We start from the raw sequence: 22554 nt of genomic DNA, 5'->3' as shown, positions 1-22554 counted from the left end.
TATGGATTTTACGAAACTACTCAACGCACTTAAAGCACTGACAGGCTTGGGCTTGGGCGCGCCACTATTGATTGTGATGTTGCTGGCATTGTTGATTTTGCCGCTGCCGCCGTTTGTGCTGGATTTGTTTTTTACCTTCAATATTGCGTTCTCGCTGATTATCCTGCTGGTGGTGATTTACACCCTCAAGCCGCTGGAGTTTGCGTCCTTCCCCACTGTGATTTTGGTGGCAACCTTGTTGCGGCTGTCCTTGAACGTGGCTTCCACCCGGGTGGTGTTGATTCGCGGCCATGAGGGCGGGGATGCCGCCGGCAAAGTCATCGAAGCCTTCGGTTCATTCGTCATCGGCGGCAATTTTGCGGTGGGTATCGTAGTGTTTGCGATCTTGGTGGTCATCAATTTTATGGTGGTAACCAAAGGTGCCGGACGGGTAGCGGAGGTGAGCGCCCGTTTTACTTTGGACGCGATGCCGGGCAAGCAGATGGCTATCGACGCTGATTTGAATTCCGGGTTGATCAACCAAGATGAAGCTCGTGCCCGCCGCGAAGAAGTGGCTGCCGAAGCCGATTTTTACGGATCGATGGATGGCGCCAGTAAATTCGTGCGCGGCGACGCGGTAGCGGGCATCATCATTTTGTTCGTGAACATGATAGGCGGTTTGGCGATAGGCGTGGGTCAACACGGCATGAGCTTTGCCGACGCCGCCAATGTTTATGTGTTGCTGACTATCGGTGACGGGTTGGTGGCGCAGATTCCGTCGCTGCTATTATCGGTCGCTGCCGCGATGGTGGTCACGCGGGTCCGCGGCAGCAAACAAGACATTGGCAAACAGTTGAGTTCGCAACTGTTTGAAGATCCCCGAACGCTGCTGGTGACTGCGGCGGTTATGGGCATCTTAGGCATCATTCCCGGCATGCCGAATCTAGTGTTCATCTTGCTGGCGTTGACACTGGTCGGCGGTGCTTATCTTATCGATAGGCGGCGTAAGCTGGAGGAAGAAAAAGCCCTGGAAATGGAGCGCATCGTCTCGCCGCAACAACTAGCCAAAACCGAAATCAAGGAATTAGGCTGGGACGATGTGATGCCGGTCGATGCGATTGGTCTGGAAGTGGGGTATCGCTTGATTCCGCTGGTGGATAGGAATCAGGGCGGCCAATTGATGATGCGCATCAAGGGTGTGCGCAAGAAATTGTCGCAAGAGCTGGGTTTTCTAATTCCTTCGGTGCATATTCGGGATAACCTGGATTTGTCGCCTACCGAATACCGGATTTCCTTGATGGGCGTGAGCGTCGGCGAAGCCAATATCATGCCCGAGAAAGAAATGGCGATTAACCCAGGCCGGGTGTTCGGCACATTGCAAGGCGCGCCGTGCAAGGATCCTGCGTTTGGTTTGGATGCGATCTGGATCGATGCCAATCAAAAAGACCAGGCGCAAACCCTGGGTTACACGGTAGTCGACCCCAGCACGGTGGTGGCCACGCATCTCAGTCATATTCTACAAAGCAATGCGCACGAATTATTTGGTTACGAAGAGGCGCAGCAGTTGCTGGACAATCTATCGAAAGTGGCGCCGAAGCTGGTCGAGGATTTGGTACCGAAAACCTTGCCCTTGGGTATTTTGGTGAAGGTTTTACAAAATTTGCTGCAAGAGCGGGTTTCGATTCGCGATTTACGGACCATCGCCGAAACTTTGGCGGAGTACGGGGTGAAGAGTCAAGATCCGGACATCTTGACTTCGGCGGTACGGGCGGCCTTGGGACGCTCAATTGTCCATGAAATCAATGGGGTACAGACAGAGATTCCGGTTATAACCCTAGATCCTGGGTTGGAACAGATATTGCATAGGTCATTGCAGACGGCGGGCGAAGGTGGTGCCGGTTTAGAACCGGGCCTGGCTGAGCAGATGCACAAATCCTTGGAGGAAAGTGCGCAAAGGATGGAAATGGAAGGACAGACCGCAGTGTTGTTGGTGTCTTCTTATATTCGTCCCTGGTTGGCTCGCTTCGTTCGTCATTCGATATCCGGCTTACATGTGCTGGCCTATAATGAAATCCCCCAAGATCGGCAGATCAGGGTGGTTTCCACAGTGGGACAGCGTGGACAATAAAATAGAGGTTGCGCGATGAAAATTAAACGCTTTTTTGCAGCAGACATACGGCAGGCCATGCGCATGGTCAAAGAAGAATTGGGCGCCGATGCAGTGATTATGTCCAACCGTTCGGTGGATGGCGGCGTGGAAATCGTTGCGGCCCGCGACTTTGACGAGCAAGTCATTCATAAAAATCTCAAGCAACGCGAAGACGAAAAATCGCCGCCCAATGAAGTTAAAAAAGTCGATTTGCCAGATCTCGAAGCCGAAAAAAAATCGCTGCATGTTTTAAGCAGCGCCAGAAAACGCGGCGCGGAAGGCAGTATTCCGGAAAACCCGATCCGCCGTAACCTGGATCAATACGTCGGTTATGCCGAAAAACTCCAGGTTGGTCATAACAACGCGCAGAAAATCTCCGAAAAAGTTCGCCAAGTCGAAAAACCAGCGTGGGCGAATGCCGATCCAAAATTAAAACCGTTAACCGAGCCTCGGCCGGTTCAAGCGCACAATGGCGATAAATTCATCGACGAAATGCGTGCGGAAATGAAAGAACTGCGGACCATGTTGGACAGTAAGTTGTCGAATATAGTCATGCAAATGCCGCAACACGGGCTACCTTTACACGATGATTTGCGCGACCGGATGTTGGAGTGCGGTTTTTCGAAAAATTTGGCGGGCAAGATAGCCAATCGGCTGGGCAGCCATAAACAATTCGATTTGGCTATTGGCAAAGCTCAAGAAATGTTGGCCAGACTGGTGCCGATAGCCGACGACAATTTGCTGGATCAAGGCGGGATCGCCGCATTGGTCGGCTCGACCGGCGTTGGTAAAACCACCACAGTCGCTAAATTGGCTGCGCAGTTTATTTTAAAACACGGCTCCCGGCAGATCGCGCTGATTACCACGGACAATTATCGGATCGGTGCGCACGAGCAAATCAATACTTACGGCAGAATTCTGGATGTGCCGGTCAGAGTGGCGGGCGATGCGGAGGAATTGCGCAGGCATATCAACAGTTTTTCCGATAAACGCCTGATTTTGATCGACACCGCAGGCATGAGTCAGCGCGATATGCGCTTGGCGGAGCAGCTGAAAACCTTGCAACACGGCGATTTGCCTATACGCTCCTATTTGGTGATGTCCGCAACCACGCAATATAAAGCAATGCTGGAAATTATGGACGCGTTCCGAATACTCGAACCACAAGCGACTATACTAACCAAGTTTGATGAGGCAGTTAGCAAAGGTACCGCGTTGTCGGCGATTATCGAGCGGCGCATGCCATTGTCATTTATCACTGACGGTCAGCAGGTTCCGGAAGATATTTACTTACCCGATGCCGATGCCTTGATTCAGCAGTGTATGGAAAGTGTCGATCAGGACCGTGGCTATGGCGACGATGTGAATGTTGAAGACTGGCTGGCGGAAAGTCATGCATAAGTCATTCGATCAGGCAGCTGGAATTAGACAAATGAGACATATGAAACCGGTGCGAGTAATCGCGGTAACAAGTGGCAAGGGTGGGGTTGGTAAAACCAATCTTTCCGTGAATATCGGTGTAGCGCTGTCCAAAATGGGCAGGCGGGTGGCGATACTCGATGCCGATATGGGTTTGGCCAATGTCGATATTTTGTTGGGCATGTTTCCCGAATTCAATTTGTCGCATGTATTGAGCGGCGAAAAAAGCTTGAAGGACATCATGATGACCGGGCCTTCCGGGCTAAAAATCATTCCGGCTTCGTCGGGTATTCAGCGGATGTCCGATTTGTCGAGTATCGAGCAAGCCGGCGTGATACGGGCTTTTAGCGAAATCGACCGAGAGTTGGATGTGTTGATCGTCGATACCGCTGCCGGTATTTCGGCAAGCGTGGTGAATTTTGCCCGTGCTTGTCAGGAAATCATTGTGGTGGTTTGCGATGAGCCGACTTCACTGGCCGACGCCTATGCTTACATCAAATTGTTGAATAGAGATTACGGGCTTAACAGCTTTCACATCATTACGAATATGGTGCAGTCCGCAGAACATGGACAGGCTTTGTTCAATAAGTTGAGTAAAGTGACCGACCGTTATTTGGACGTCGCCTTGCATTTTGTCGGCGCAGTACCGCAGGACGAATATTTGAAAAAGTCCGTGCAAAAGCAAACCCCGGTGGTGGAAGCGTTCCCGCAAAGTAAAGCGGCACTGGCCATCAAGAATCTGGCGCGGAAAATCGACAGCTGGCCCATCAAGCCCAAAGCGGGCGGCTACCTGGAGTTTTTTGTCGAACGGATGATCCAGTACAGCGCGAAAGAGGATGTTGCATGAGCGGAGCGGCAATGTATGCTGCCGTGCAGGCTGGAAATGTTGATGCTTTAGTCATTCAACATGCGCCGCTGGTAAAACGCATTGCCTACCACTTGATGGGCCGGTTGCCCGATACGGTGCAGCTCGATGATTTGATTCAATCCGGCATGCTGGGGTTGCTGGAAGCGCTGAAACATTATGACGCCGGCCAGGGTGCCAGCTTTGATACTTACGCCGGCATCCGCATTCGCGGGGCTATGCTGGATGAATTGCGCCGTTCGGATTGGACGCCTCGTTCGGTGCACAAGAAAGCCAGGATGGTGGCGGAGGCGATACGCGAGGTTGAAAACCATCTGGGTCGCGACGCCAAGGATACCGAAGTGGCCGGGCATATGGGTATCGATCTGACCGAATACCATCATATTCTGCAAGACGCGGTGTCTTGCAAGACCTTTAGCGTCGAAGAATTGGTGCAAGGCGAAGACAGCGTCATTGACGATGTGCACGGCAATCAGCAGCCGGATGAGGTGCTGATCCAACAGCATTTTCAAAAAGCCCTGGCCAAGGCCATCTCGGAATTACCGGAGCGCGAACGCCTAGTCATATCGCTGTATTACGATGAAGAGCTGAATTTGCGTGAAATTGGCAAGGTGCTGGATGTTAGCGAATCGCGGGTTAGCCAAATTTGTAGTCAGGCGATGTTGCGCTTACGCGCTAGACTTGCGGATTGGGTGGAAGGGAAAGATAATGAAAAGTGCAGCTAATATGTGGTTATTGCAGGAATTTTTCGCAATTATTAGCCACAAATTAGAGGTTTCTTAACAATAAAGTAATCTGGGTGGAGATTATCCTTGGATAAAAATATGCGTATTCTGGTTGTCGATGACTTTTCGACAATGCGGAGAATAGTAAAAAACCTGTTGAAAGATCTGGGTTTTACCAACACTGTGGAAGCTGACGACGGTAAAACGGCACTGCCTATTTTGGAAAAAGGCGGTATCGATTTTTTGATTACTGACTGGAATATGCCGGGTATGACCGGCATCGATTTATTGAAGGCCGTCAGGTCTACTCCCAGTTTGGCCAATCTGCCGGTGTTGATGGTCACAGCCGAAGCCAAGCGCGAGCAAATCATTATGGCTGCGCAGGCCGGTGTAAATGGGTATGTCATCAAGCCTTTTACTGCTGCTACGCTTAAAGAGAAAATCGAAAAGATTTTTGAACGCATCGACGGCTGAAGCACAGGGAGATTACGATGAATACTGACCTGCTGAGTTTGGCCCGAGATTTGGTCGCAGCATTAGAAAAATGCGACGAAGCGGCTGCCGACGAAATTCTCGATCAAGTAGCCGGATTAAGAGAAACACAATTGTTTAAAGAAATTGGCCGCCTAACTCGCCAATTGCACGACACCATGGTTAGTTTTTCCGTCGATTCTAAAATAGCGGCCATGGCTGAGCACGATATCCCGGACGCCAAGGAGCGCCTGCATTATGTGATCGCCATGACCGAACAAGCCGCGGATCAGACGCTAACCGCCGTTGAAGAGTTGTTGCCGGTATCGGATGAGCTGAACGGGCAGGTTAAACAATTGTCGGCGCAATGGAATCGCTTTTTGGATCGGGAAATGCCGTTCGACGAGTTTAAGGCGATGAGCGCCGACCTCAGTCAATATTTTGAGCAATCGCAAGTGTCTCTGGAAAAAATCCAGGCGGGTTTAAACGATATTTTGATGGCGCAAGGGTTTCAAGATATTACCGGGCAGATTATCCGCCGGGTTATCGATTTGGTGCAGGATCTAGAAGGCAGCATGGTTAATCTGATCAAAATTTCCAGTCGCAAAATCACGCCAAGCAGCGGAGCGGCGTTGCAGCCCGAAGTGCCCGGACCGGTTGTCCCCGGAGTAGATGACAGAGCCGGCGATGTCGCCACAAGTCAGGTCGATGTTGATGATTTACTGTCTAGTCTAGGTTTCTGAGGAAAACAACATGGCGATCGATCTGGACGACGAAATATTGCAGGACTTTCTGGTCGAGGCCGGGGAGATTCTCGATTCACTGGGTGAACAACTGGTAGAACTGGAGCAATCACCCGGCGATCTTGATCTCCTCAACTCGATATTTCGCGGGTTCCACACCATAAAGGGCGGTGCCGGTTTTCTGGCTATCAGCGCTCTGGTCGATGTTTGTCATAACGCCGAAGACGTTTTTAACGTGCTCAGGCAGGGTGATCGCCAAGTCACCCCGGATTTGATGGATGTGATTTTGCAAGTAGTTGACATCGTCAACGAGATGTTTGGGCAAGTCCGTTCGGGCAATACGCCAAAATCGGCGGATCAAGGTCTATTGAAACGCTTGAAATCTTACGCGGGGCCGGCCGAAGTTGCTGCATCCGCGCCTGCTGAGATTGCGGTTGAAACCGCTGTAATTAACGAAACTTACGAATCCACTCGGCAGCAGCTATCCCCTCAAGAATCCGCAGCTCAAGACTACGATGCGATGCTCGATCCCGAGGAGTTATTGGCTAGCGAATCCGCCTCGGAAGATGCCGACGAAATTACCGAACAGGAATTCGAAGATTTGCTGGATGCTTTGCATGGTAAAGGTGGTTCTCCTACTGTACACATAGCGCCGCAATCGGCAGCCCCGGCGGCGGATGACGAAATTAGTGAAGACGAGTTTGAAAATTTACTCGACGAGTTGCATGGCAAAGGCAAGTTTTCGGTAAAAGCCGAGGCGCCTGTTCAAGCCAACGATTCGGGGGATATTACCGACGAGGAGTTCGATAAAGTACTCGATGCTTTACACGGTAAAGGTAAGTTCGATGCTGCCAATTTGGGCAAGATTGACGAGCAAGCTGCGGGTGAAAAAGACGCACCAATTAAAAATGTGGCGGCGCCTGTCGAGAAACCGGTGGTGGCTGCTAAACCCGAGCCGGTCGAGAAACCGCCCGCCGATGTGGAGCCCGAAAATAACCTCGGCAAAGTAGCGCCGGTAGTAGATTCCGTTTCCGACAAAAGTAAAGCCGCAACACCGCAAGCCGATACCACGGTCAGGGTAGATACCCAGATTTTGGACGATATTATGAATATGGTCGGGGAGTTGGTGCTGGTACGCAATCGCTTCCAAACCCTTAAAGCCAATGCCGAAGCTGGCGAACAGTTGTCCAAGGCTATATCCAATCTGGATGTGGTGACCGCCGATTTACAACTGGCGGTGATGAAAACGCGGATGCAGCCTATCAAAAAAGTCTTCGGGCGTTTTCCGCGTGTGGTACGCGATTTGGCTAGAAGTCTGAAAAAAGAAATCAGGCTGGAGTTGGTGGGTGAAGAAACCGATCTCGACAAAAATCTGGTCGAGGCCCTGGCGGATCCTTTGGTGCATTTGGTCAGAAACGCGGTAGATCACGGTATCGAATCGCCGGATGAGCGCGAAGCCAACGGCAAACCTCGGGAAGGCGTGGTGATATTGAAAGCTTCTCAGGAAGGCGATCATATCCAGTTGTCCATCAAAGACGACGGCAAAGGTATGAACCCCGACATACTGCGCGCCAAAGTAGTGGAAAAAGGCTTGATGGATGAAGAAAGCGCCGCCCGTCTTGACGATAAGGAATGTTACAACCTGATTTTTCTACCCGGCTTTTCCACCAAAACCGAAATTTCCGACGTATCCGGTCGCGGTGTCGGCATGGACGTGGTGAAGACCCGTATCGCGCAAATGAACGGCGTGGTGGAAATCGATTCGGTGGAAGGCAAGGGCAGCACTATTCTGATCAAGGTGCCTCTGACTTTGGCTATCATGCCGACCCTTATGGTGAAGCTGCGCGGACAGGCTTTCGCGTTGCCCTTGGCCAGCGTTCTGGAAATACTCGATCTGGATTTGAGCAAAACCAATAAGGTAGATGGTCAATTGGTGGTAATGGTCAGAAACAAGGCCTTACCGCTGTTTTATTTAAGCGAATGGCTGGTCAGAGGTTCTTATTTCACAGGCGAAACGCAGCCGACCAATCATGTGGTGGTGGTGAACGCCGGCGGCAGGCATGTTGGTTTTGTGGTGGATCAATTGATCGGTCAGGAAGAGGTGGTGATTAAAGCGCTGGGTGCCAAGTTACATGGATTGGAAGGGCTGGCGGGAGCCACCATTACCGGTGACGGCAAGATAGCGCTGATACTCGATGTGCCGGGTCTGATGAAGAAGTATGCGATGTGACGCGGCAATATGACCATTCGGGTGCTGATCGTCGACGACTCCAATTTTATCTGTAAAAGAATTCGGGAAATTTTAGAAGAGGATCAAGAGTTTAAAGTGATAGGCGTCGCCCATGACGGTCGCGAAGCCATAGAGCTTGCGGCAAGTCTGCAACCGGATGTTATAACCATGGACGTGGAGATGCCAATCATGGATGGTATCACGGCAGTCAAAAAAATCATGGGTACCCGGCCCTGCCCGATTCTGATGTTTTCGGCAATGACACAAGTCGGCGCTCAAGCCACTCTGGATGCGTTAAATGCCGGCGCTATCGACTTTTTGCCCAAGCAGTTGGAAGACATCGATGCTAATCGTGAAACGGCCCGCTACTTGCTGAGATATCGGGTGAGGATGGTGGCTTCTCAGGCGACTAGAATGACTTCCCCTAGACCTCTGGCGCGCACGAGCCTAGAAGAGCATCAGAGCTCAACCGCAGAAAAACCCGTAGCCAAGCCGATGCGCGCTGCGTCGGCATGGTCCAAGACAGCAACTAGTGGCAAAATCGAGCTTTTAGTGGTTGCCGCCTCGACCGGCGGTCCGGTCGCCATGCAATACGTGCTGAGCAAAATTCCGGCTGAGTGTTCGATACCCATATTGCTGGTGCAACACATGCCGCCTAATTTCACCAAAAGCTTTGCCGAACGCTTGAATTTGCTGTGCAACATTAATGTCAGGGAAGCGCGAGATGGTGACGTATTGCAGCCGGGTACCGCATTATTAGGGCCAGGGGCAATGCAGATGCAAGTAAAGCAAGTAGCCGGTGAGCGGCGGATTGCATTGAGGGCCAAGCAAAGCGGGGAAATTTATAGTCCCAGCGTCGATATTACTTTTGACTCGCTTGCCGAGGTGTTCGCCGGGCATGTGTTGGCGGTGGTGTTGACCGGCATGGGGGCCGACGGCAAGGCTGGTGCTATGAAGTTAAGGCAGCGCGGCGCGCAAATTTGGGCGCAGGACGAGGCGACAAGTACTATCTATGGCATGCCGAAAGCCATCGCAGAAGCCGGTCTGGCGGATCATATTTATTCTCTGGAAGAGATTGCCAACCAATTTAAAAAATTACATTGATGGATATTCTCAGTATTTTGGGCGTGTTGATAGGTTTTTCCGCGATTATCGGCGGTAACCTAATGGGCGGAGGAGAGCTCGGGTCCCTAATCAATTTTCATGCCTTCATTATTGTGGTGGGGGGTACGCTGGGAGCCACGCTGTTGCAATTTCCGCCCAAGGTATTTCTGCGCAGTTTACGAATTTTGAGTTGGATCTTTGTGCCGCAAAATTTGCAGCTTAAAAAGCAAATCGACAAGATCGTACGCTGGAGCTCTCTGGCGCGCAAGGAAGGCTTGCTGGGGTTGGAATCCGTTATCGAAACCGAAAAAGACAGTTTTGCCAAAAAAGGTTTGCAGTTGCTGGTCGATGGTAACGAGCCGGAAGTGATACGCGATTGCCTTGAGGTTGAGCTAACGACAAAAGAGCATCTGGATATCCAGGCTGCCAGGGTTTTCGAGGCAATGGGCGGGTATGCGCCGACTATCGGCATTATCGGCGCGGTAATAGGCTTGATTCATGTCATGCAGAATTTAGCCAAACCGGAGTTGTTGGGTAGCGGCATCGCGACAGCCTTCGTCGCGACTATTTACGGTGTCGGCCTAGCCAATCTATTGTTTATTCCCATAGCCAATAAGCTGAAGAGTCTGATTTTCGAAGCATCGCAAGCCAGGGAGATGGTGATAGAAGGCATTTCCTCGATAGCCGAGGGCGAAAACCCGCGTAATATCGAATTGAAATTATCCGGTTTTTTATTGGAAAAATAATGGAGGCCTTATGAGTCGGCGCAGACGCAGGCCATTGCAAGAGGCCGATAATCACGATCGCTGGATGGTGTCTTACGCTGATTTTGTGACCTTGCTCTTTGCCTTTTTTGTGGTGATGTATTCGATTTCTTCGGTTAATAAGGGTAAATACGAAACATTCTCCGAATCGCTGGACCAGGCCCTGTTTCACAACGAGAAGATTCAAAAGGAAGCCGAGCCGATTCAGATCGGTGTGATTCCTACTACGATCCAACCTATCGAGCTGCCTAATTTGGCTACAGCCGAAGAGCGTGAACTAAGCGAGGAGATTTTGCAAGAAAAGCAGCGGCTTAGCGAAGTCTCCGAACAGTTTCAAGGCGCTTTGCAGCCTTATGTCGAAAGCAAGCTCGTCGGTATTAAAAAGCACGATTTCTGGGTGGAATTGGAAATGAACAGCGAATTGCTGTTCGCCAGCGGCAAGGCCGAACTGTCCGCTAAAGCGCTCCCCGTGCTGGCAAAAGTCGCGGAAGTGATACGAGATGTGCCTAATGTGATTAACGTGGAGGGTTACACGGATAACGTGCCTATTTCCACCGGCTTTTACCCGTCCAATTGGGACTTATCCTCGGCCAGAGCGACCAGCGTGGTCAAGGAGTTGGTAAAAAACAATATTCCGGCGACAAGATTATCGGCGGTGGGCTATGGAGAATTTCATCCGATCGCCGATAACAAAGACGAAGAAGGGCGCTTTAAGAATCGGCGAGTTGTATTAGTGCTGATGTCGCAAGCCTTTGCTCGTTACGGCATGACTGACGACGAACGCGCGAAAGTGCTGAATTTGGCGCCGTCGCAGCCCAGCTCGCCACCTGAAACCGCAGTTGAAAAGACGCCGGAACTGCCGGCTCAGTTATGAAAATATGGTCAGTTTCCAATCAAAAAGGCGGAGTCGGTAAAACGACTACCGTGGTGACGCTGGGTGGCTTGCTGTCTTCCTGGGGGTTTAGGACTCTGCTGGTCGATTTGGATCCGCACGGTTCGTTGACCAGCTATTTCAAGATGAATCCAGATGAGATCGAGCTTGGTGTTTACAATTTATTTCTCGATGCCAGCGAGAAAAAGAAAAACATCGATCCTCAGGTCTATATCGCCAAGACCGACTTTGATGGAATCGATGTCTTGCCCGCATCGACTGCTATCGCCACTTTGGATAGGCAGGTCGCCGCAATCGGCGGCATGGGCTTGGTGGTTGCTACCGCATTAAACAAAGTGGCCGACCAATACGATTACGTGATTATCGATAGTCCGCCGATGTTGGGGGTTTTAATGATCAATGCGCTGGCGGCTTGCGATCATTTAATTATTCCGGTTTTAGCCGAATTTCTGGCCTTAAAAGGTCTGGATAGAATGGTGCACACCATAAAAATGGTGTTCCATTCCCGGAAAACGCCGCCTAAATTCACTATCGTGCCGACCATGTTTGACAAACGCACCAAGGCGGCCCGTGACAGTTTAGCGGCGTTACATCAGCAGTACCCGGACAATGCCTGGAGTTCGGTGGTACCGGTAGATACTAAAGTGCGGGATGCTAGCCAGGCCGGTATTCCATTACCCCTGTATGACAAAAGTGCACGTGCAGCGGAAGCGTATGCCGAATTGTTGGAACTGTTATTGCTTGATAAGAGTCCAGACAAAAACTTGGCGCCGCATAAATGACTCAGGCAAAACCACCCCCCAGTATCGTTCATCAACAGTTAGCGCTCGATGTTTACTTACAGACGCTGTTGGATGAGGTGCCCGAAGCAGAGGAAACTGTTAGCGTAAAACCGGCGATAGCGCGGGAACCGCTTGTCGTTGAGGAGCCGATCAAGTTGCCGGATCCTGTTCCGATCTTGACCGGCAGTCCGAAATCAACTTCCAAATCACTGGTTAGGAACCGACAAACCAAGCTTGTAGAGCCGGAAATCCCGGCTAAACTACAGGCACTGTCTATAATGCCGGATTGGTCGCAGTACGAGTTTCAGGCTTTGTTTTTTAAGGTTGATAAGCTGATATTGGCAACGCCGCTGATCGAGTTGTCGAGAACTATCAAAATTGATCGCAAACCCACGAAAATTCCCGGACAACCCTCTTGGTTCTTGGGTTTGCTGGACGAGCATGATAGCCGTATCGGCGTGCTTGATACTCGGCAGTTGATTTTCGGCAAAAGCCGAGGCTTGCAGCCCGATAGTGAAGAATATCCGTTCGAGCGCATTTTAATAACCCAGGATAAAAAATGGGGTTTGGTGTGTGATGAAATTCTCTCCATCGGAAAAGTTAAGCCCGATGGGGTCAGATGGCGAACGGCCAGACAAAAAAAGCCATGGTTAATCGGTACGGTAATAGACGAGTTGACAGCGATTATCGATGTTAAACAGCTAGTACCGCATAGAAAAAATAGTTAAACAGCATCTGGATACAGCAAAATGAGCGAAGATAAAAAACAAGGCGACCCTATCATGCAATGGGTGACTTTTTGTCTAGGCGACGAAAAGTACGGCATCAATGTCATGCAAGTGCAAGAGGTGTTGCGTATTACCGAGATTGCCCCGGTGCCCGGCGCGCCTTCCTACGTATTGGGGATCATCAATTTACGCGGTAATGTGGTCACCGTCATCGATACGCGTAACCGTTTCGGCTTGCCGTCCAAAGACACGGACGATGCGTCGCGGGTAGTGATCATCGAAACCGACCGGCATATCATCGGTATTTTGGTGGATAGCGTCGCTGAAGTCGTGGAAATGCGCGCTTCCGAGATTGAAACCGCGCCTAACGTCGGTAATGAAGAAAGCTCAAAATACATTCAAGGTGTCACCAGTCGCGACAATCATTTGTTAATTCTGGTAGATTTGAATAAATTCCTTAGCGACGACGAAAAAGCCGAGCTGGATATGTTTTGATTGCCTAACTAGGTATGCGAGGTGCAACATGGCCGAGATAACACCGATCACGCCTTTTTCTCCAGTGCATACGATATACAAGGTCGAGCGGGAAGAGCGCGAAAAACGCCCTCCGCAAAAACAACCGCAAACCAAGCCCGACCCGAACAAAGACAATAAACAGCCTGCCGAGCATGTTGACGAAATAGTGTGATGAGCGAATATTTATTGCTGGTTTTGGCGGGGGTAGTCGTATTTGTCTTAGCGATGTTAGTGTGGCTGTTGCGGCAGCAGCAAACACTAAAACAACAGTTTCAAAGCCTTGACGAGCGGGTACAGCGTAGCAACGAGGACGTCGCCGGCCTTTGTTCCGCCGCGGTGGCTGTTGATCGGCGGCTGGCCGCGAACGACTCGCGCCTAAATAGCATTGTGGATCAAGTCAATACGCAGCGGCAAACTGTTACTAACGTCGCGCCCGCAGAACCTATCCCCGCAAGCGGCTATGAAGATGTGATCCAAAAAATCCGCAATGGCGTCGGTATTGAAGAATTGGTCAGGGATTGCGGGCTAACCCGCGACGAAGCGGTTTTATTGATGCGCTTACATGGCGGAGGTAGGCGTTCCGGCTTGGGTTAGCTGCGGATCGTTTCCATATACTGATCCACCCCCAGTTCCGCGCGAATCATCGTTGTATCCGCAACTCGCTGTAATAAACGCTGATAGTTTTCATCGTGTTGGCTTCTATCGTTATGTCGGTGCCAAAGATGTAAAACCGGCACCGCGAAGCGGCCCTCCTTGCGTTTGACGCCGTAATGAATCAAACGGATCACCAGATCCGAGTCTTCATATCCCCAGCCTTCGAAGACTTCATCAAAACCATTTGTTGCCAGGAAATCGTCTTTCCAGACCGCCAGATTGCAGGTCATGGCTTTTTGCCAATTCTGCGGTTGCCAAGAACGCCAGCCGTATAGCGGTAAATACAGCAAAGGCAACAGACGATTGATGCGGCCTCGCAGCCATTGGCGTAAAAAAAAGCCAAGGGACTGTTCATGCAGCGGTATTTTTTGCCCTAATACCAGTGATGTGTAAGCTTCGTTCAATAACACCCGGTTGCCCGGAACGAAATAACCGGTTTCCGCCAATTGTCGATGATGACTAATAAAATCCGGTAGCGCTACGCAATCGCCGTCCATAAATAGCAGATAATCGCCGCGACTGTCGGCAACCGCCTTGTTACGAATGGTGCCGGCCCTAAATCCCTTATCCTCATGCCAAACGTGCCGTACTGGAATTTCGCAGGTTTCGATAAAGTCTTTGATCAGTTCCTGCGTTGCAGTGCCGGAACCGTCGTCGGCGACGATGATTTCAAACCGGCGATCTTGTTGAGCCATCAGCGCGAGTAAGCAGGTGGAAAGCGCTTCCGGCCAGTTATAGGTGGTGACGATGACCGAGATCAAGCCGTTCATTTGCTTGCTGTTTTGCGGCAAAGCTGGCGTAGTTTCAGGTATTTGTAATAACTGCCCTCGGCGTTGGAGATGGCAAGAGTCAGGCCTTCCGCACCATCCAAAATGGCTGCCTGGATGAAGTAAGTGCGGATGAACGTCCACAAACCCTTGCCAATGGCTTTACCCAAGCTGGCGCGCTTACCGTTAGTGAACAGTTTCTCGGCGCCCAGCGAAGAATAAGCGTTGATCTTATGCAGTACCTCCGCCGGGTCTACGAAGGCTTCATGCAAGAGTGGATTGTTAAGTTGACGGATAGTCCCCTTAACTTCAATACGCTCGTGCACGACTTCGCTACTGAAATGTCCGGCATCGCGGCGAAATAGTCGTAACACATAATCGGGCCACCAACCGCCATGCTTGATTTGCTTGCCGCAGTAGCTGGATAAACGCGGAATTTCGAAGCCTTGCACCTCGTTTTGCTGCATGGCTTGCAGGATTTCGGCTTTTAGCGCCGGGCCGACTTCCTCGTCGGCATCAATAGATAACACCCAGTCTCCTTGTGCCTTGTCCAATGCCCGCTGCTTTTGCGGCCCAAATCCAGGCCAGTCGGTAATGAAGACTTTATCGGTAAATTGTCGGCAAATCGCCACGGTTTCGTCGCTACTACCCGAGTCGAGCACGATGATTTCATCGGCCCAAGCTACCGATGCCAGACAGCGGCCGATATGTTGCGCCTCGTTTTTGGTGATGACGATAACGCTAAGCATCGGCCTGACGAAGGCTGGAATCGGCTGGACGACTTAGCAAGGCGCCGAGAAAAAACGCCAGCAAATAACCTTCAGCAAAAGTTTTGAAATGCGAGTTGAACAGGCTTGAAGCACAGATGGCTACTAAAAAACTGGCGGCAATTGGACCGTAGGGTAGGTTATTCATACCTTGGCGCAATGCGACATAAATGTAAGCAAAAAACAGCAGTAAGCCGACCAAGCCATTTTCCAGCCAAATGAACAGGTATTGATTATGCGGATCGCTGGTGCTGGTACCCTGCCATCCCTGGCTTTTGGCCGAGGCATAATTACTGTAAGTCGCTTTGAACGATGAGGTGCCGTACCCGAACCAAGGCGCTTTCTCGATGAGTTCCACGGTGTTTTGGTAAAAGACCACTCGAATGCCTACTGAGGTTAAATCCTGGCTGCTTTGATAACTAGCTTGTTCGTCCCAAGCCAGTCTGAATCGTTCTTGCAATGTGCTGGAACTAAGGCCAAATGCCACCAGCACGATGGCGGCTATCCCAATAATCTGTGGTAGTTTGCTGTAGCCATATATTGAGCCCAATGCAAAAACTGCGGCGATGGGTACGGCTAAATAGCCACTTCTACCCGTACTAACGAAGAAAATATTGAATAGAAAGATGGCTATTCCGGCCCAAACTGCATATTTTTGCCGGGTGTTTAGCGGTTCTTGCACCAGGAAGATAGCGCAGAGCAGGGCTGCCACAAAAGCAGTGCTCTGTGTGGCATGATTGGTCATGAAAATACCTGCTTCCCGGCCGTCCCTAACGATAAGATCCATGCCCCAAAGTGGTATCGCAACAATGCCGGCTACCACCATGGCGATGAAATAGCTGTAGATAAAACGTTTTTGCCATTCCGATTGCTGAAAAACGCCAAGTAGAAGGAATACATAGAGCAGTTTTTTCCAGCTGGATAAAGTCTCCAATTTGCTGTGCCAGTCTGTATCCGCGTAAAGAGTGCCGATCAGCAGCCAGGCAATGAATAGCAAGATCATTTTTCCAACAGGCTGTTGCCAGGATAACTTAAGGGTCTGCACTGCCTGGCCTGAGAGTAGCCAGAATACTAACAAAGCCACACTGGCTATGCTCGCGATGGCCGTGGAAATGGGCGCGGCGATGGCTGCAACAATAGTCATGCTGCGACAGATATTGAGTGATGTCTCGGACGTCTGGGGGGATGCAAACATGTTTTGTGGTCTTAACGCCATAATTGGTAGATATGTTTACGCTTGAGTTTTTCCCAGCGGAAAAACAGTCCTTTCAGCCAGGTGGGCGGATCGGCTTCCAATGCGCTTTTGAATAAGCCGTTTTTGCTGCCTTGTTCGATGACCGGTTCCTCCAGCCAAATCATTTGAATGCCGAGCTGTTTGTCGATCTTTTCGAATTGATTGTCTATCGGTTCAGCGATTTTGTGAGCTTTAATCCAGTCCAGTCGCCGGCGAGCGGTACTGGCATCGATCAAGTACGAGTCGGCAAAACGACCGCGATGACCTAGATAAAGGTATTGACCGGGTTTGCGTTGGCTCTTGGGGGTAAAAAAATTACCGCCGGAGCCAATGTAGATCACTTTGTCACCCGGAAAGCGAGCGCTTTGGGCGATAGCCCGCTCTAAACCAAGCTTAATATCCTTGCCAAACACCGCGTCGTCTTCCAGCACTAATGAATAGCCCTGTCCGCCAGCATCGGCAATTTTTTGTAAAGCTGCCACATGTTTTAATGCGCAGGATTGTTGGCCGGCCGTAAGCTGGTTGTCGCGGAAAAATTCGGCCATTACGCTGTCAGTCAAGTCGTCAATGTCCCAGTCGAAAATAAATTCGGCCGATAAGCCGAATTTGCGCAACTGTTGTTCCATGAAAATACGGCGTTGAGCGAATTTCTTAACATTCAAAACCAAAATGCGGTCAAGGCTTGGCGATAGCATCATGCGAATTTGGAATCAGGTAGCTGACGAAAAGCCGCGATTATCGACGGTTTTGCGGAAAATAACATCATCGTTCTTACTGTTAAGCGGTAGTCAACCTGATGTTACGGGTGGTTTGGCTTGTAAAGCCTGAGCGATAACGTCGATTACTCGGGCCCCGGATAACTGATCGAGGCAGGCACTGTGACTATTGCGGTTCCTATCGCAACCTTCCAGTTGGCAGGGTAGGCAATTTTGTTCGGTTTGGCCTTGCAGCAGATACACATTATGTACTTGGCCCGAACCACGAGACGGGAAAGGCGTTTTATTCTCACTGTATCCATACGGCCAGGGTGCCCATTTCTCCGGGTCGGTGGGACCGAACAAGGCAAAAGTCAGTGTGCCGGTGGCCGCAGCCAAGTGGGTGATACCGGTGTCGGGACCCACGAATAATCTGGCTTTGCCGATCAAGGCGGACAATTGCCCGAGTGACAGTTGACCGGCAAGATTGATTACATCCGATGGCAGTCGTTGCTGTAATTCTCGCAACGCGTCGAGTTCGGCGGGGTTGCCACTGCCGGTCAATACGATTTGGAGGTCTTGCCGGCCTAAAAAGGCGACGAGCTCCCGCCAGCCGTCGGCATGCCACTGTTTATAGCGCCATTGCGGCATAATATGCAGAACGGCATAGGGATTGGTTATGCTGGGTATCGGCGTCGAACTTTGCGGCGGGGTCAGTCGATAGCAAGGTGCTATTCCGAGTAGTTTGCAGAAGCGCAAATTCTCCAGTACGGCATGATCGTAATCGGCACCAAATACCAGCCAGCGGTTTAGCAGCACTTTTTTCCACCAAGCCTTAGTCGCATCGTCAGGCACAAAGCCGATGCCGGTCTTGCCGGTTATCGCCGCGCACAAAGTTGGCCGGTCGCCAGCCTGGGTGGAAATGGCTAAATCGTAACGGCGAAACAGGCTAAGTAACAATTTCCCGAAGGCCAAGCCGCCGAGTTTACCCGTCACGGGCAGTAAGCGATGGATGTCGGGATTGCCTTCCAGCATGCCCGCGTTACTTGCCGGCAATAAAACATCGATTTCCGCATCCGGATAGGCTTGCTTCAGCGAAGAAATTAATGGCGTCACCAGTAGGGTATCGCCCAGATAACGCAGCGTTATCACCAAAATGCGTTTAGGTTGTATATTGAGCGGTTTTTGGTTGGGCATGGAGCGCTGGCTGATCAACATGGCTTTACATTTTAAAGGTAAACAGTATTGAACACGTTAGAAAATTCGCGCAAAACAATGACGGACAGCCAGGTGTACAAGCGTTTGCTGGCGTTTGTGGTGCCGTATTGGCGTTTATTTGTGGTCTGCGCCATCGGTTTTGCGATCTACGCCGCGACCGAGCCGGCGGTGGTGATGATTATTCAGCGTATCATCGACAGCTTTGGCGCGCCGGACAGGAGTGATATTCAGTATTTGCCGCTGGCCTTCGTGGTGTTGTTTTTGGTACGCGGTATAGGCTCATTTTTGGGCAATTACTATCTGGCACGGATTTCCGGCAATTTGATTCACAAGCTGCGTTGCGAGATTTTTAATCAGTACACCCGTTTGTCGGTGCAATATTTCGATGCGCATAACAGCGGCTACATGATTTCGCGGATTACCAATAATATTGGCGAAGTCACGCGTGCTACATCCGATTCGATCCGCTCTTTCGTGCGGGAAGGCTTTACGGCAGTGGGTTTGCTGGGTTATCTGGCTTATACCAACTGGCAGCTATCCTTGGTTTTTTTGGCGATTGCGCCAGTAGTCGCGGTGATGGTGCGTTATGTTGGCAAGCGCTTGAAAAGATTGAGCCGCAACATGCAAGATACCGTCGGCGATTTGACTCACATCACTTCGGAAATGGTCTCCGGAAACCGCATCGTGAAAAGTTTCGGCGGTGAAAATTACGAGCGGCAGCGTTTTAAATCGGCCAGCCTGGATAACCGTACTCAGTACCGCAAGCTGATCATGACGGTGTCGCTGAATAACCCGCTGATGCAGCTAGTCATTTCTTTCGCGCTGGCCGGCATGATGTATCTGGCCTTGATCATGATGAAATCGTCCAGTCCGGGCGAATTTGTCGGTTTTTTTACAGCCGCGTTCTTATTACCCAAACCGATCCGCCAATTAAGCGATGCGAATTCCGAGATCTTGCGCGGCATCGCGGCGGCTGAGTCTTTGTTTGAAGTGTTGGACGAGCCGGCCGAAATCGACGGTGGTGATTATCAGGTCGAGCGCAGTCAGGGGCGCATCGAATTCAAAAATCTCAGTTTCAGTTATCCCGGCAGCGAAACGCCGGCATTGAATAATATAAACGTGACTATCGAGCCCGGTCAGACTGTGGCGTTGGTCGGTGCTTCGGGTGGTGGCAAAAGCACGATGATTAACTTGTTGCCACGTTTTTACGAGTACGAGCAGGGCGAGATTTTGATTGACGGCGTGGAGTTAAAACGCTACCGCCTGGACAGTTTGCGCCGGCAGATTGCCTTGGTCACGCAGAACGTCACCTTGTTCAACGCCTCCGTCGCGAACAATATCGCCTATGGCGCGTTACAAGGTGCGGCCAGAGAGCAAATAGAGCAGGCCGCGGTCGATGCTTATGCGATGGACTTTATCAGCAAAATGCCGCAAGGGCTGGAGACAGAAATTGGCGAGAATGGCGTTAAATTGTCCGGCGGCCAGCGTCAACGCTTAGCGCTGGCGCGAGCATTATTGAAGGATGCGCCGATTTTGATTTTGGATGAGGCGACTTCGGCCTTGGACACCGAATCCGAACGTTACATCCAGGCCGCGCTGAATCGCGTGATGCAGGGCCGTACTACCTTGGTGGTGGCGCATCGCTTATCCACTATAGAAAGTGCTGACGTGATTTTGGTGATGGATAAGGGCCGGATAGTCGAACAAGGTTCGCATCGCGAACTCTTGGCGCGTGATGGTGCCTACGCCAAATTGCACAAGATGCAGTTTCAGGATGTCGGCCAAACTAAACCAGTGGAGCAATCGGCAAGCCTTGCTTCGCCAGAGTGATGAATCAGTCAGTGACTCGGCTTATCCGATCCGCCGACTGAGATAGGTATTAAAATTGTTTGGAATTTTTGCTATTGCGAAACACCAGCGGTTTTTCTCGGTCCGACAGGGCCAGTTCGCGCGCTGAATTGATCGCCGCGTCAATTCGGTGCCGTTGCGGAGATTTGCTGCATACCGGATCGGTGCTGTACATATCGCCGTTGAACAAGAACGCCTGGCAGCGACAGCCGCCAAAGTCTTTGAGTTTCTCGTCGCAGCTGCGGCAAGGCTCCTGCATCCACTCAGTGCCGCGGAAGAAATTGAAGGTTTTCGATTCGTTCCAGATTTCGGCTATGCTGAAATCCTTCACGTTGGGGCAATCCAGGCCGGGCAGTTCGCGCGCTGAATGGCAGGGTAGCGCCGTGCCATCCGGGGCGATGGTCAAAAATGTCGTGCCCCAACCGTTCATGCAGGCTTTCGGCCGGTCTTCGTAGTAATCCGGCACCACGTAATAAATCTTCATCTTGCCGGCCACTTTTTCTTTATAAGCCTGGGCAATTTTTTCCGCTTCTTCGAACTGCTCGCGTGTGGGTAGCAAGGCGTCACGATTCAAATGGGCCCAGCCGTAATATTGGGTGTTGGCCAGTTCCAGATAATCGGCGCCGAGGTTTTCGGCCATCTCCAAAATTTGCGGCATTTGGTGAATGTTTTCGCGGTGGATTACCACACACAGCACCATCGGATAGCCGTGTTTTTTAATCAGTTTCGCCACGTCCTGTTTGTGCTGGTAAGTGGCGGTGCCGGCGATATGATCGTTCAGTTCCTGGGTGCTGGCCTGGATGCTGATTTGGATATGGTCTAAACCGGCTTGCTTTAATTCGACGATTTTTTCTTCGCTCAAGCCGTAGCCGGAAGTGATGAGGTTGGAGTAATAGCCCAGTTCGCGCGCGTATCCGACCAGTTCAGTCAAATCCTGGCGGGTCAGAGGTTCGCCGCCGGAAAACCCCAACTGCACCGCACCCATTTTGCGGGCTTGGCTTAATACGCGTTTCCAATCCTCGGTACTTAATTCGTCCGGATATTTAGCGTAATCCAGCGGATTGGAGCAATACGGGCATTGCAGCGGGCACTTGTAGCTCAGCTCGGCCAACAGCCAGCGGGGCGGGGTGATATTAAGCTTGCTTGATCCAGCCATTTTGTAATGCTACGTTTAAAAAGTTAGTGATGTCATTGGTCAGTCCGGACGTGGCGAATTTTTCTTCCAATTCGGCGACGATTTGCCCCAACATCCGGCTACCGTCGCACAGCTTGAGTATTTCCGCCGAGCTTTGGTTCAACTCGACCATACCTTCGGGATACAGAATCACGTATTTTTGCTGGGCTTCTTCCCACTGCAGCCGGTGCAGCGGCGAGAATTGGATAAGTTGATCGGGGGTGATGGTCATAGAGTTCCGGTATGTAAGCAAACGGCTGGGGAATCAAGCGGTTTCGATGTCTTCAAAAATTTCCGCCAGCGGCAGGTTGAGGCTCAAACTATGCAGTTGGCAATCCACGTCGCCTATGTAGTCGTGCAACAGCCAATCGTTGTCTGGAGTGCGGCGGAAGCATTCCACTCGGCGGGCGTCGATGTCAACGATCAGATACTCTTGAAGCGATTCCAGCTTGCGGTAAGCGACGAATTTGCCGCCTCTGTCGTAGTCTGCTGTTGAATCGGACAGTACTTCGACAATTAATGTCGGCTGCGAAATAAATTGTTTGGCTTTGTTATCTTCCGGGTGACAGGACACCATCACGTCCGGGTAAAAGAAAGCATCGGCGGCCTCGACACGTAGTTTCAGATCGGCAATGTAGGCTTGGCAGGGTGAACCGCGTAATCTCTGTTTTAAGGCCGAGGCAATATTTAGGCTGACGACAACATGTTCACGCCGAGCGCCCGTCATCGCAAACACTTCTCCCGCGACGAACTCGTGCTTTTCGGTTTGGGATTCCTCCCAAGCCAAAAAGTCGGCGGCGCTAAAACGAAGCTGTTCGGCGGTTTGCATT

The 22554-nt window shown here is 51.1% G+C and carries 24 protein-coding genes; 16 read left to right on the top strand and 8 right to left on the bottom strand.

Annotation, left to right across the window (positions count from 1 at the left end):
- The first annotated feature begins 1 nt into the window (after position 1).
- The 15 genes from flhA (at position 2) to G006_RS0113125 (ending at position 13961) form a co-directional block, all read left to right on the top strand.
- The gene (gene flhA / locus G006_RS0113195; protein ID WP_020483673.1) at positions 2 to 2107 is read left to right on the top strand and encodes a flagellar biosynthesis protein FlhA; all 2106 of its coding nucleotides are present in this window, start codon (positions 2 to 4) and stop codon (positions 2105 to 2107) included.
- A gap of 15 nt (positions 2108 to 2122) precedes the next feature.
- The gene (flhF, locus tag G006_RS0113190; protein WP_020483672.1) at positions 2123 to 3529 is read left to right on the top strand and encodes a flagellar biosynthesis protein FlhF; all 1407 of its coding nucleotides are present in this window, start codon (positions 2123 to 2125) and stop codon (positions 3527 to 3529) included.
- A gap of 31 nt (positions 3530 to 3560) precedes the next feature.
- Positions 3561 to 4394, top strand: coding sequence for a MinD/ParA family protein (locus G006_RS0113185; RefSeq protein WP_033193931.1), 834 nt, complete (start codon positions 3561 to 3563; stop codon positions 4392 to 4394).
- On the top strand, positions 4391 to 5137 hold the full coding sequence (locus G006_RS0113180) for an RNA polymerase sigma factor FliA (RefSeq protein WP_020483670.1): 747 nt from the start codon (positions 4391 to 4393) through the stop codon (positions 5135 to 5137). Before G006_RS0113185 ends, G006_RS0113180 begins: the two co-directional genes overlap by 4 nt.
- 99 nt (positions 5138 to 5236) lie before the next feature.
- Positions 5237 to 5611, top strand: a complete 375-nt coding sequence (locus tag G006_RS0113175; RefSeq protein ID WP_033193930.1) for a chemotaxis response regulator CheY — start codon at positions 5237 to 5239, stop codon at positions 5609 to 5611.
- Between the two features lie 17 nt (positions 5612 to 5628).
- Positions 5629 to 6351 (top strand): protein phosphatase CheZ, encoded by a 723-nt coding sequence (locus G006_RS0113170; RefSeq protein ID WP_020483668.1) that lies wholly within the window; start codon positions 5629 to 5631, stop codon positions 6349 to 6351.
- A 10-nt stretch (positions 6352 to 6361) separates the two neighbouring features.
- A complete protein-coding gene (locus G006_RS0113165; protein WP_020483667.1) occupies positions 6362 to 8581 on the top strand; it encodes a chemotaxis protein CheA in 2220 nt (739 codons plus the stop codon).
- A 9-nt stretch (positions 8582 to 8590) separates the two neighbouring features.
- On the top strand, positions 8591 to 9685 hold the full coding sequence (locus tag G006_RS0113160) for a protein-glutamate methylesterase/protein-glutamine glutaminase (RefSeq protein WP_020483666.1): 1095 nt from the start codon (positions 8591 to 8593) through the stop codon (positions 9683 to 9685).
- On the top strand, positions 9685 to 10431 hold the full coding sequence (locus tag G006_RS0113155) for a flagellar motor protein (RefSeq protein WP_020483665.1): 747 nt from the start codon (positions 9685 to 9687) through the stop codon (positions 10429 to 10431). Before G006_RS0113160 ends, G006_RS0113155 begins: the two co-directional genes overlap by 1 nt.
- A gap of 10 nt (positions 10432 to 10441) precedes the next feature.
- Complete coding sequence (gene motD / locus G006_RS0113150) at positions 10442 to 11323, top strand: flagellar motor protein MotD (protein ID WP_020483664.1); 882 nt, start codon at positions 10442 to 10444, stop codon at positions 11321 to 11323.
- Positions 11320 to 12123, top strand: coding sequence for a ParA family protein (locus tag G006_RS0113145; protein ID WP_020483663.1), 804 nt, complete (start codon positions 11320 to 11322; stop codon positions 12121 to 12123). Before motD ends, G006_RS0113145 begins: the two co-directional genes overlap by 4 nt.
- Positions 12120 to 12851 (top strand): chemotaxis protein CheW, encoded by a 732-nt coding sequence (locus tag G006_RS0113140; RefSeq protein ID WP_020483662.1) that lies wholly within the window; start codon positions 12120 to 12122, stop codon positions 12849 to 12851. Before G006_RS0113145 ends, G006_RS0113140 begins: the two co-directional genes overlap by 4 nt.
- A 21-nt stretch (positions 12852 to 12872) precedes the next feature.
- Positions 12873 to 13346 carry a chemotaxis protein CheW gene (locus tag G006_RS0113135; RefSeq protein ID WP_020483661.1) on the top strand — a complete coding sequence of 158 codons (474 nt, stop codon included), beginning with the start codon at positions 12873 to 12875 and terminating at the stop codon, positions 13344 to 13346.
- Between the two features lie 28 nt (positions 13347 to 13374).
- Positions 13375 to 13539 carry a hypothetical protein gene (locus G006_RS28640; RefSeq protein ID WP_020483660.1) on the top strand — a complete coding sequence of 55 codons (165 nt, stop codon included), beginning with the start codon at positions 13375 to 13377 and terminating at the stop codon, positions 13537 to 13539.
- On the top strand, positions 13539 to 13961 hold the full coding sequence (locus G006_RS0113125; protein ID WP_020483659.1) for a DUF2802 domain-containing protein: 423 nt from the start codon (positions 13539 to 13541) through the stop codon (positions 13959 to 13961). Before G006_RS28640 ends, G006_RS0113125 begins: the two co-directional genes overlap by 1 nt.
- On the opposite strand, the gene G006_RS0113120 is transcribed toward G006_RS0113125, so the two are convergent.
- The 5 genes from G006_RS0113120 to G006_RS0113100 form a co-directional block, all read right to left on the bottom strand.
- Complete coding sequence (locus G006_RS0113120; protein WP_020483658.1) at positions 13958 to 14791, bottom strand: glycosyltransferase family 2 protein; 834 nt, start codon at positions 14789 to 14791, stop codon at positions 13958 to 13960. The genes G006_RS0113125 and G006_RS0113120 overlap by 4 nt on opposite strands.
- Positions 14788 to 15537 carry a glycosyltransferase family 2 protein gene (locus G006_RS0113115; protein ID WP_020483657.1) on the bottom strand — a complete coding sequence of 250 codons (750 nt, stop codon included), beginning with the start codon at positions 15535 to 15537 and terminating at the stop codon, positions 14788 to 14790. The genes G006_RS0113120 and G006_RS0113115 overlap by 4 nt, the downstream gene beginning before the upstream one ends.
- Complete coding sequence (locus G006_RS0113110) at positions 15530 to 16699, bottom strand: O-antigen ligase family protein (RefSeq protein ID WP_020483656.1); 1170 nt, start codon at positions 16697 to 16699, stop codon at positions 15530 to 15532. The genes G006_RS0113115 and G006_RS0113110 overlap by 8 nt, the downstream gene beginning before the upstream one ends.
- Before the next feature lie 62 nt (positions 16700 to 16761).
- The gene (locus G006_RS0113105; RefSeq protein ID WP_020483655.1) at positions 16762 to 17487 is read right to left on the bottom strand and encodes a glycosyltransferase family 25 protein; all 726 of its coding nucleotides are present in this window, start codon (positions 17485 to 17487) and stop codon (positions 16762 to 16764) included.
- Between the two features lie 90 nt (positions 17488 to 17577).
- Positions 17578 to 18702, bottom strand: a complete 1125-nt coding sequence (locus tag G006_RS0113100) for a glycosyltransferase family 9 protein (RefSeq protein WP_020483654.1) — start codon at positions 18700 to 18702, stop codon at positions 17578 to 17580.
- A 57-nt stretch (positions 18703 to 18759) separates the two neighbouring features.
- On the opposite strand from G006_RS0113100, the gene msbA reads away from it, so the two are divergent.
- Positions 18760 to 20532 (top strand): lipid A export permease/ATP-binding protein MsbA, encoded by a 1773-nt coding sequence (gene msbA, locus G006_RS0113095; protein WP_020483653.1) that lies wholly within the window; start codon positions 18760 to 18762, stop codon positions 20530 to 20532.
- A 49-nt stretch (positions 20533 to 20581) separates the two neighbouring features.
- On the opposite strand, the gene pqqE is transcribed toward msbA, so the two are convergent.
- Genes pqqE through G006_RS0113080 form a run of 3 tightly spaced genes read right to left on the bottom strand, consistent with a single transcriptional unit; the run spans position 20582 to position 22553 of the window.
- On the bottom strand, positions 20582 to 21706 hold the full coding sequence (gene pqqE, locus G006_RS0113090; protein ID WP_020483652.1) for a pyrroloquinoline quinone biosynthesis protein PqqE: 1125 nt from the start codon (positions 21704 to 21706) through the stop codon (positions 20582 to 20584).
- Positions 21684 to 21956 carry a pyrroloquinoline quinone biosynthesis peptide chaperone PqqD gene (gene pqqD, locus G006_RS0113085; protein ID WP_020483651.1) on the bottom strand — a complete coding sequence of 91 codons (273 nt, stop codon included), beginning with the start codon at positions 21954 to 21956 and terminating at the stop codon, positions 21684 to 21686. Before pqqD ends, pqqE begins: the two co-directional genes overlap by 23 nt.
- Positions 21957 to 21989: 33 nt before the next feature.
- Positions 21990 to 22553 (bottom strand): Uma2 family endonuclease, encoded by a 564-nt coding sequence (locus tag G006_RS0113080; protein ID WP_020483650.1) that lies wholly within the window; start codon positions 22551 to 22553, stop codon positions 21990 to 21992.
- Between the last annotated feature and the right edge of the window lies 1 nt (position 22554).

It is taken from the genome of Methylomonas sp. MK1, assembly GCF_000365425.1.
In the GTDB taxonomy this organism is placed as follows: domain Bacteria; phylum Pseudomonadota; class Gammaproteobacteria; order Methylococcales; family Methylomonadaceae; genus Methylomonas.
This window is presented reverse-complemented; position numbering and strand designations above follow the sequence as displayed.

What these genes read in the sequence shown, in the direction of transcription:
- flhA (WP_020483673.1), top strand. Translation starts at nt 2, where the DNA reads ATGGATTTTACGAAACTACTCAACGCACTTAAAGCACTGACAGGCTTG.
- flhF (WP_020483672.1), top strand. Translation starts at nt 2,123, where the DNA reads ATGAAAATTAAACGCTTTTTTGCAGCAGACATACGGCAGGCCATGCGC.
- G006_RS0113185 (WP_033193931.1), top strand. Translation starts at nt 3,561, where the DNA reads ATGAGACATATGAAACCGGTGCGAGTAATCGCGGTAACAAGTGGCAAG.
- G006_RS0113180 (WP_020483670.1), top strand. Translation starts at nt 4,391, where the DNA reads ATGAGCGGAGCGGCAATGTATGCTGCCGTGCAGGCTGGAAATGTTGAT.
- G006_RS0113175 (WP_033193930.1), top strand. Translation starts at nt 5,237, where the DNA reads ATGCGTATTCTGGTTGTCGATGACTTTTCGACAATGCGGAGAATAGTA.
- G006_RS0113170 (WP_020483668.1), top strand. Translation starts at nt 5,629, where the DNA reads ATGAATACTGACCTGCTGAGTTTGGCCCGAGATTTGGTCGCAGCATTA.
- G006_RS0113165 (WP_020483667.1), top strand. Translation starts at nt 6,362, where the DNA reads ATGGCGATCGATCTGGACGACGAAATATTGCAGGACTTTCTGGTCGAG.
- G006_RS0113160 (WP_020483666.1), top strand. Translation starts at nt 8,591, where the DNA reads ATGACCATTCGGGTGCTGATCGTCGACGACTCCAATTTTATCTGTAAA.
- G006_RS0113155 (WP_020483665.1), top strand. Translation starts at nt 9,685, where the DNA reads ATGGATATTCTCAGTATTTTGGGCGTGTTGATAGGTTTTTCCGCGATT.
- motD (WP_020483664.1), top strand. Translation starts at nt 10,442, where the DNA reads ATGAGTCGGCGCAGACGCAGGCCATTGCAAGAGGCCGATAATCACGAT.
- G006_RS0113145 (WP_020483663.1), top strand. Translation starts at nt 11,320, where the DNA reads ATGAAAATATGGTCAGTTTCCAATCAAAAAGGCGGAGTCGGTAAAACG.
- G006_RS0113140 (WP_020483662.1), top strand. Translation starts at nt 12,120, where the DNA reads ATGACTCAGGCAAAACCACCCCCCAGTATCGTTCATCAACAGTTAGCG.
- G006_RS0113135 (WP_020483661.1), top strand. Translation starts at nt 12,873, where the DNA reads ATGAGCGAAGATAAAAAACAAGGCGACCCTATCATGCAATGGGTGACT.
- G006_RS28640 (WP_020483660.1), top strand. Translation starts at nt 13,375, where the DNA reads ATGGCCGAGATAACACCGATCACGCCTTTTTCTCCAGTGCATACGATA.
- G006_RS0113125 (WP_020483659.1), top strand. Translation starts at nt 13,539, where the DNA reads ATGAGCGAATATTTATTGCTGGTTTTGGCGGGGGTAGTCGTATTTGTC.
- G006_RS0113120 (WP_020483658.1), bottom strand. Translation starts at nt 14,791, where the DNA reads ATGAACGGCTTGATCTCGGTCATCGTCACCACCTATAACTGGCCGGAA.
- G006_RS0113115 (WP_020483657.1), bottom strand. Translation starts at nt 15,537, where the DNA reads ATGCTTAGCGTTATCGTCATCACCAAAAACGAGGCGCAACATATCGGC.
- G006_RS0113110 (WP_020483656.1), bottom strand. Translation starts at nt 16,699, where the DNA reads ATGACTATTGTTGCAGCCATCGCCGCGCCCATTTCCACGGCCATCGCG.
- G006_RS0113105 (WP_020483655.1), bottom strand. Translation starts at nt 17,487, where the DNA reads ATGATGCTATCGCCAAGCCTTGACCGCATTTTGGTTTTGAATGTTAAG.
- G006_RS0113100 (WP_020483654.1), bottom strand. Translation starts at nt 18,702, where the DNA reads ATGTTGATCAGCCAGCGCTCCATGCCCAACCAAAAACCGCTCAATATA.
- msbA (WP_020483653.1), top strand. Translation starts at nt 18,760, where the DNA reads ATGACGGACAGCCAGGTGTACAAGCGTTTGCTGGCGTTTGTGGTGCCG.
- pqqE (WP_020483652.1), bottom strand. Translation starts at nt 21,706, where the DNA reads ATGGCTGGATCAAGCAAGCTTAATATCACCCCGCCCCGCTGGCTGTTG.
- pqqD (WP_020483651.1), bottom strand. Translation starts at nt 21,956, where the DNA reads ATGACCATCACCCCCGATCAACTTATCCAATTCTCGCCGCTGCACCGG.
- G006_RS0113080 (WP_020483650.1), bottom strand. Translation starts at nt 22,553, where the DNA reads ATGCAAACCGCCGAACAGCTTCGTTTTAGCGCCGCCGACTTTTTGGCT.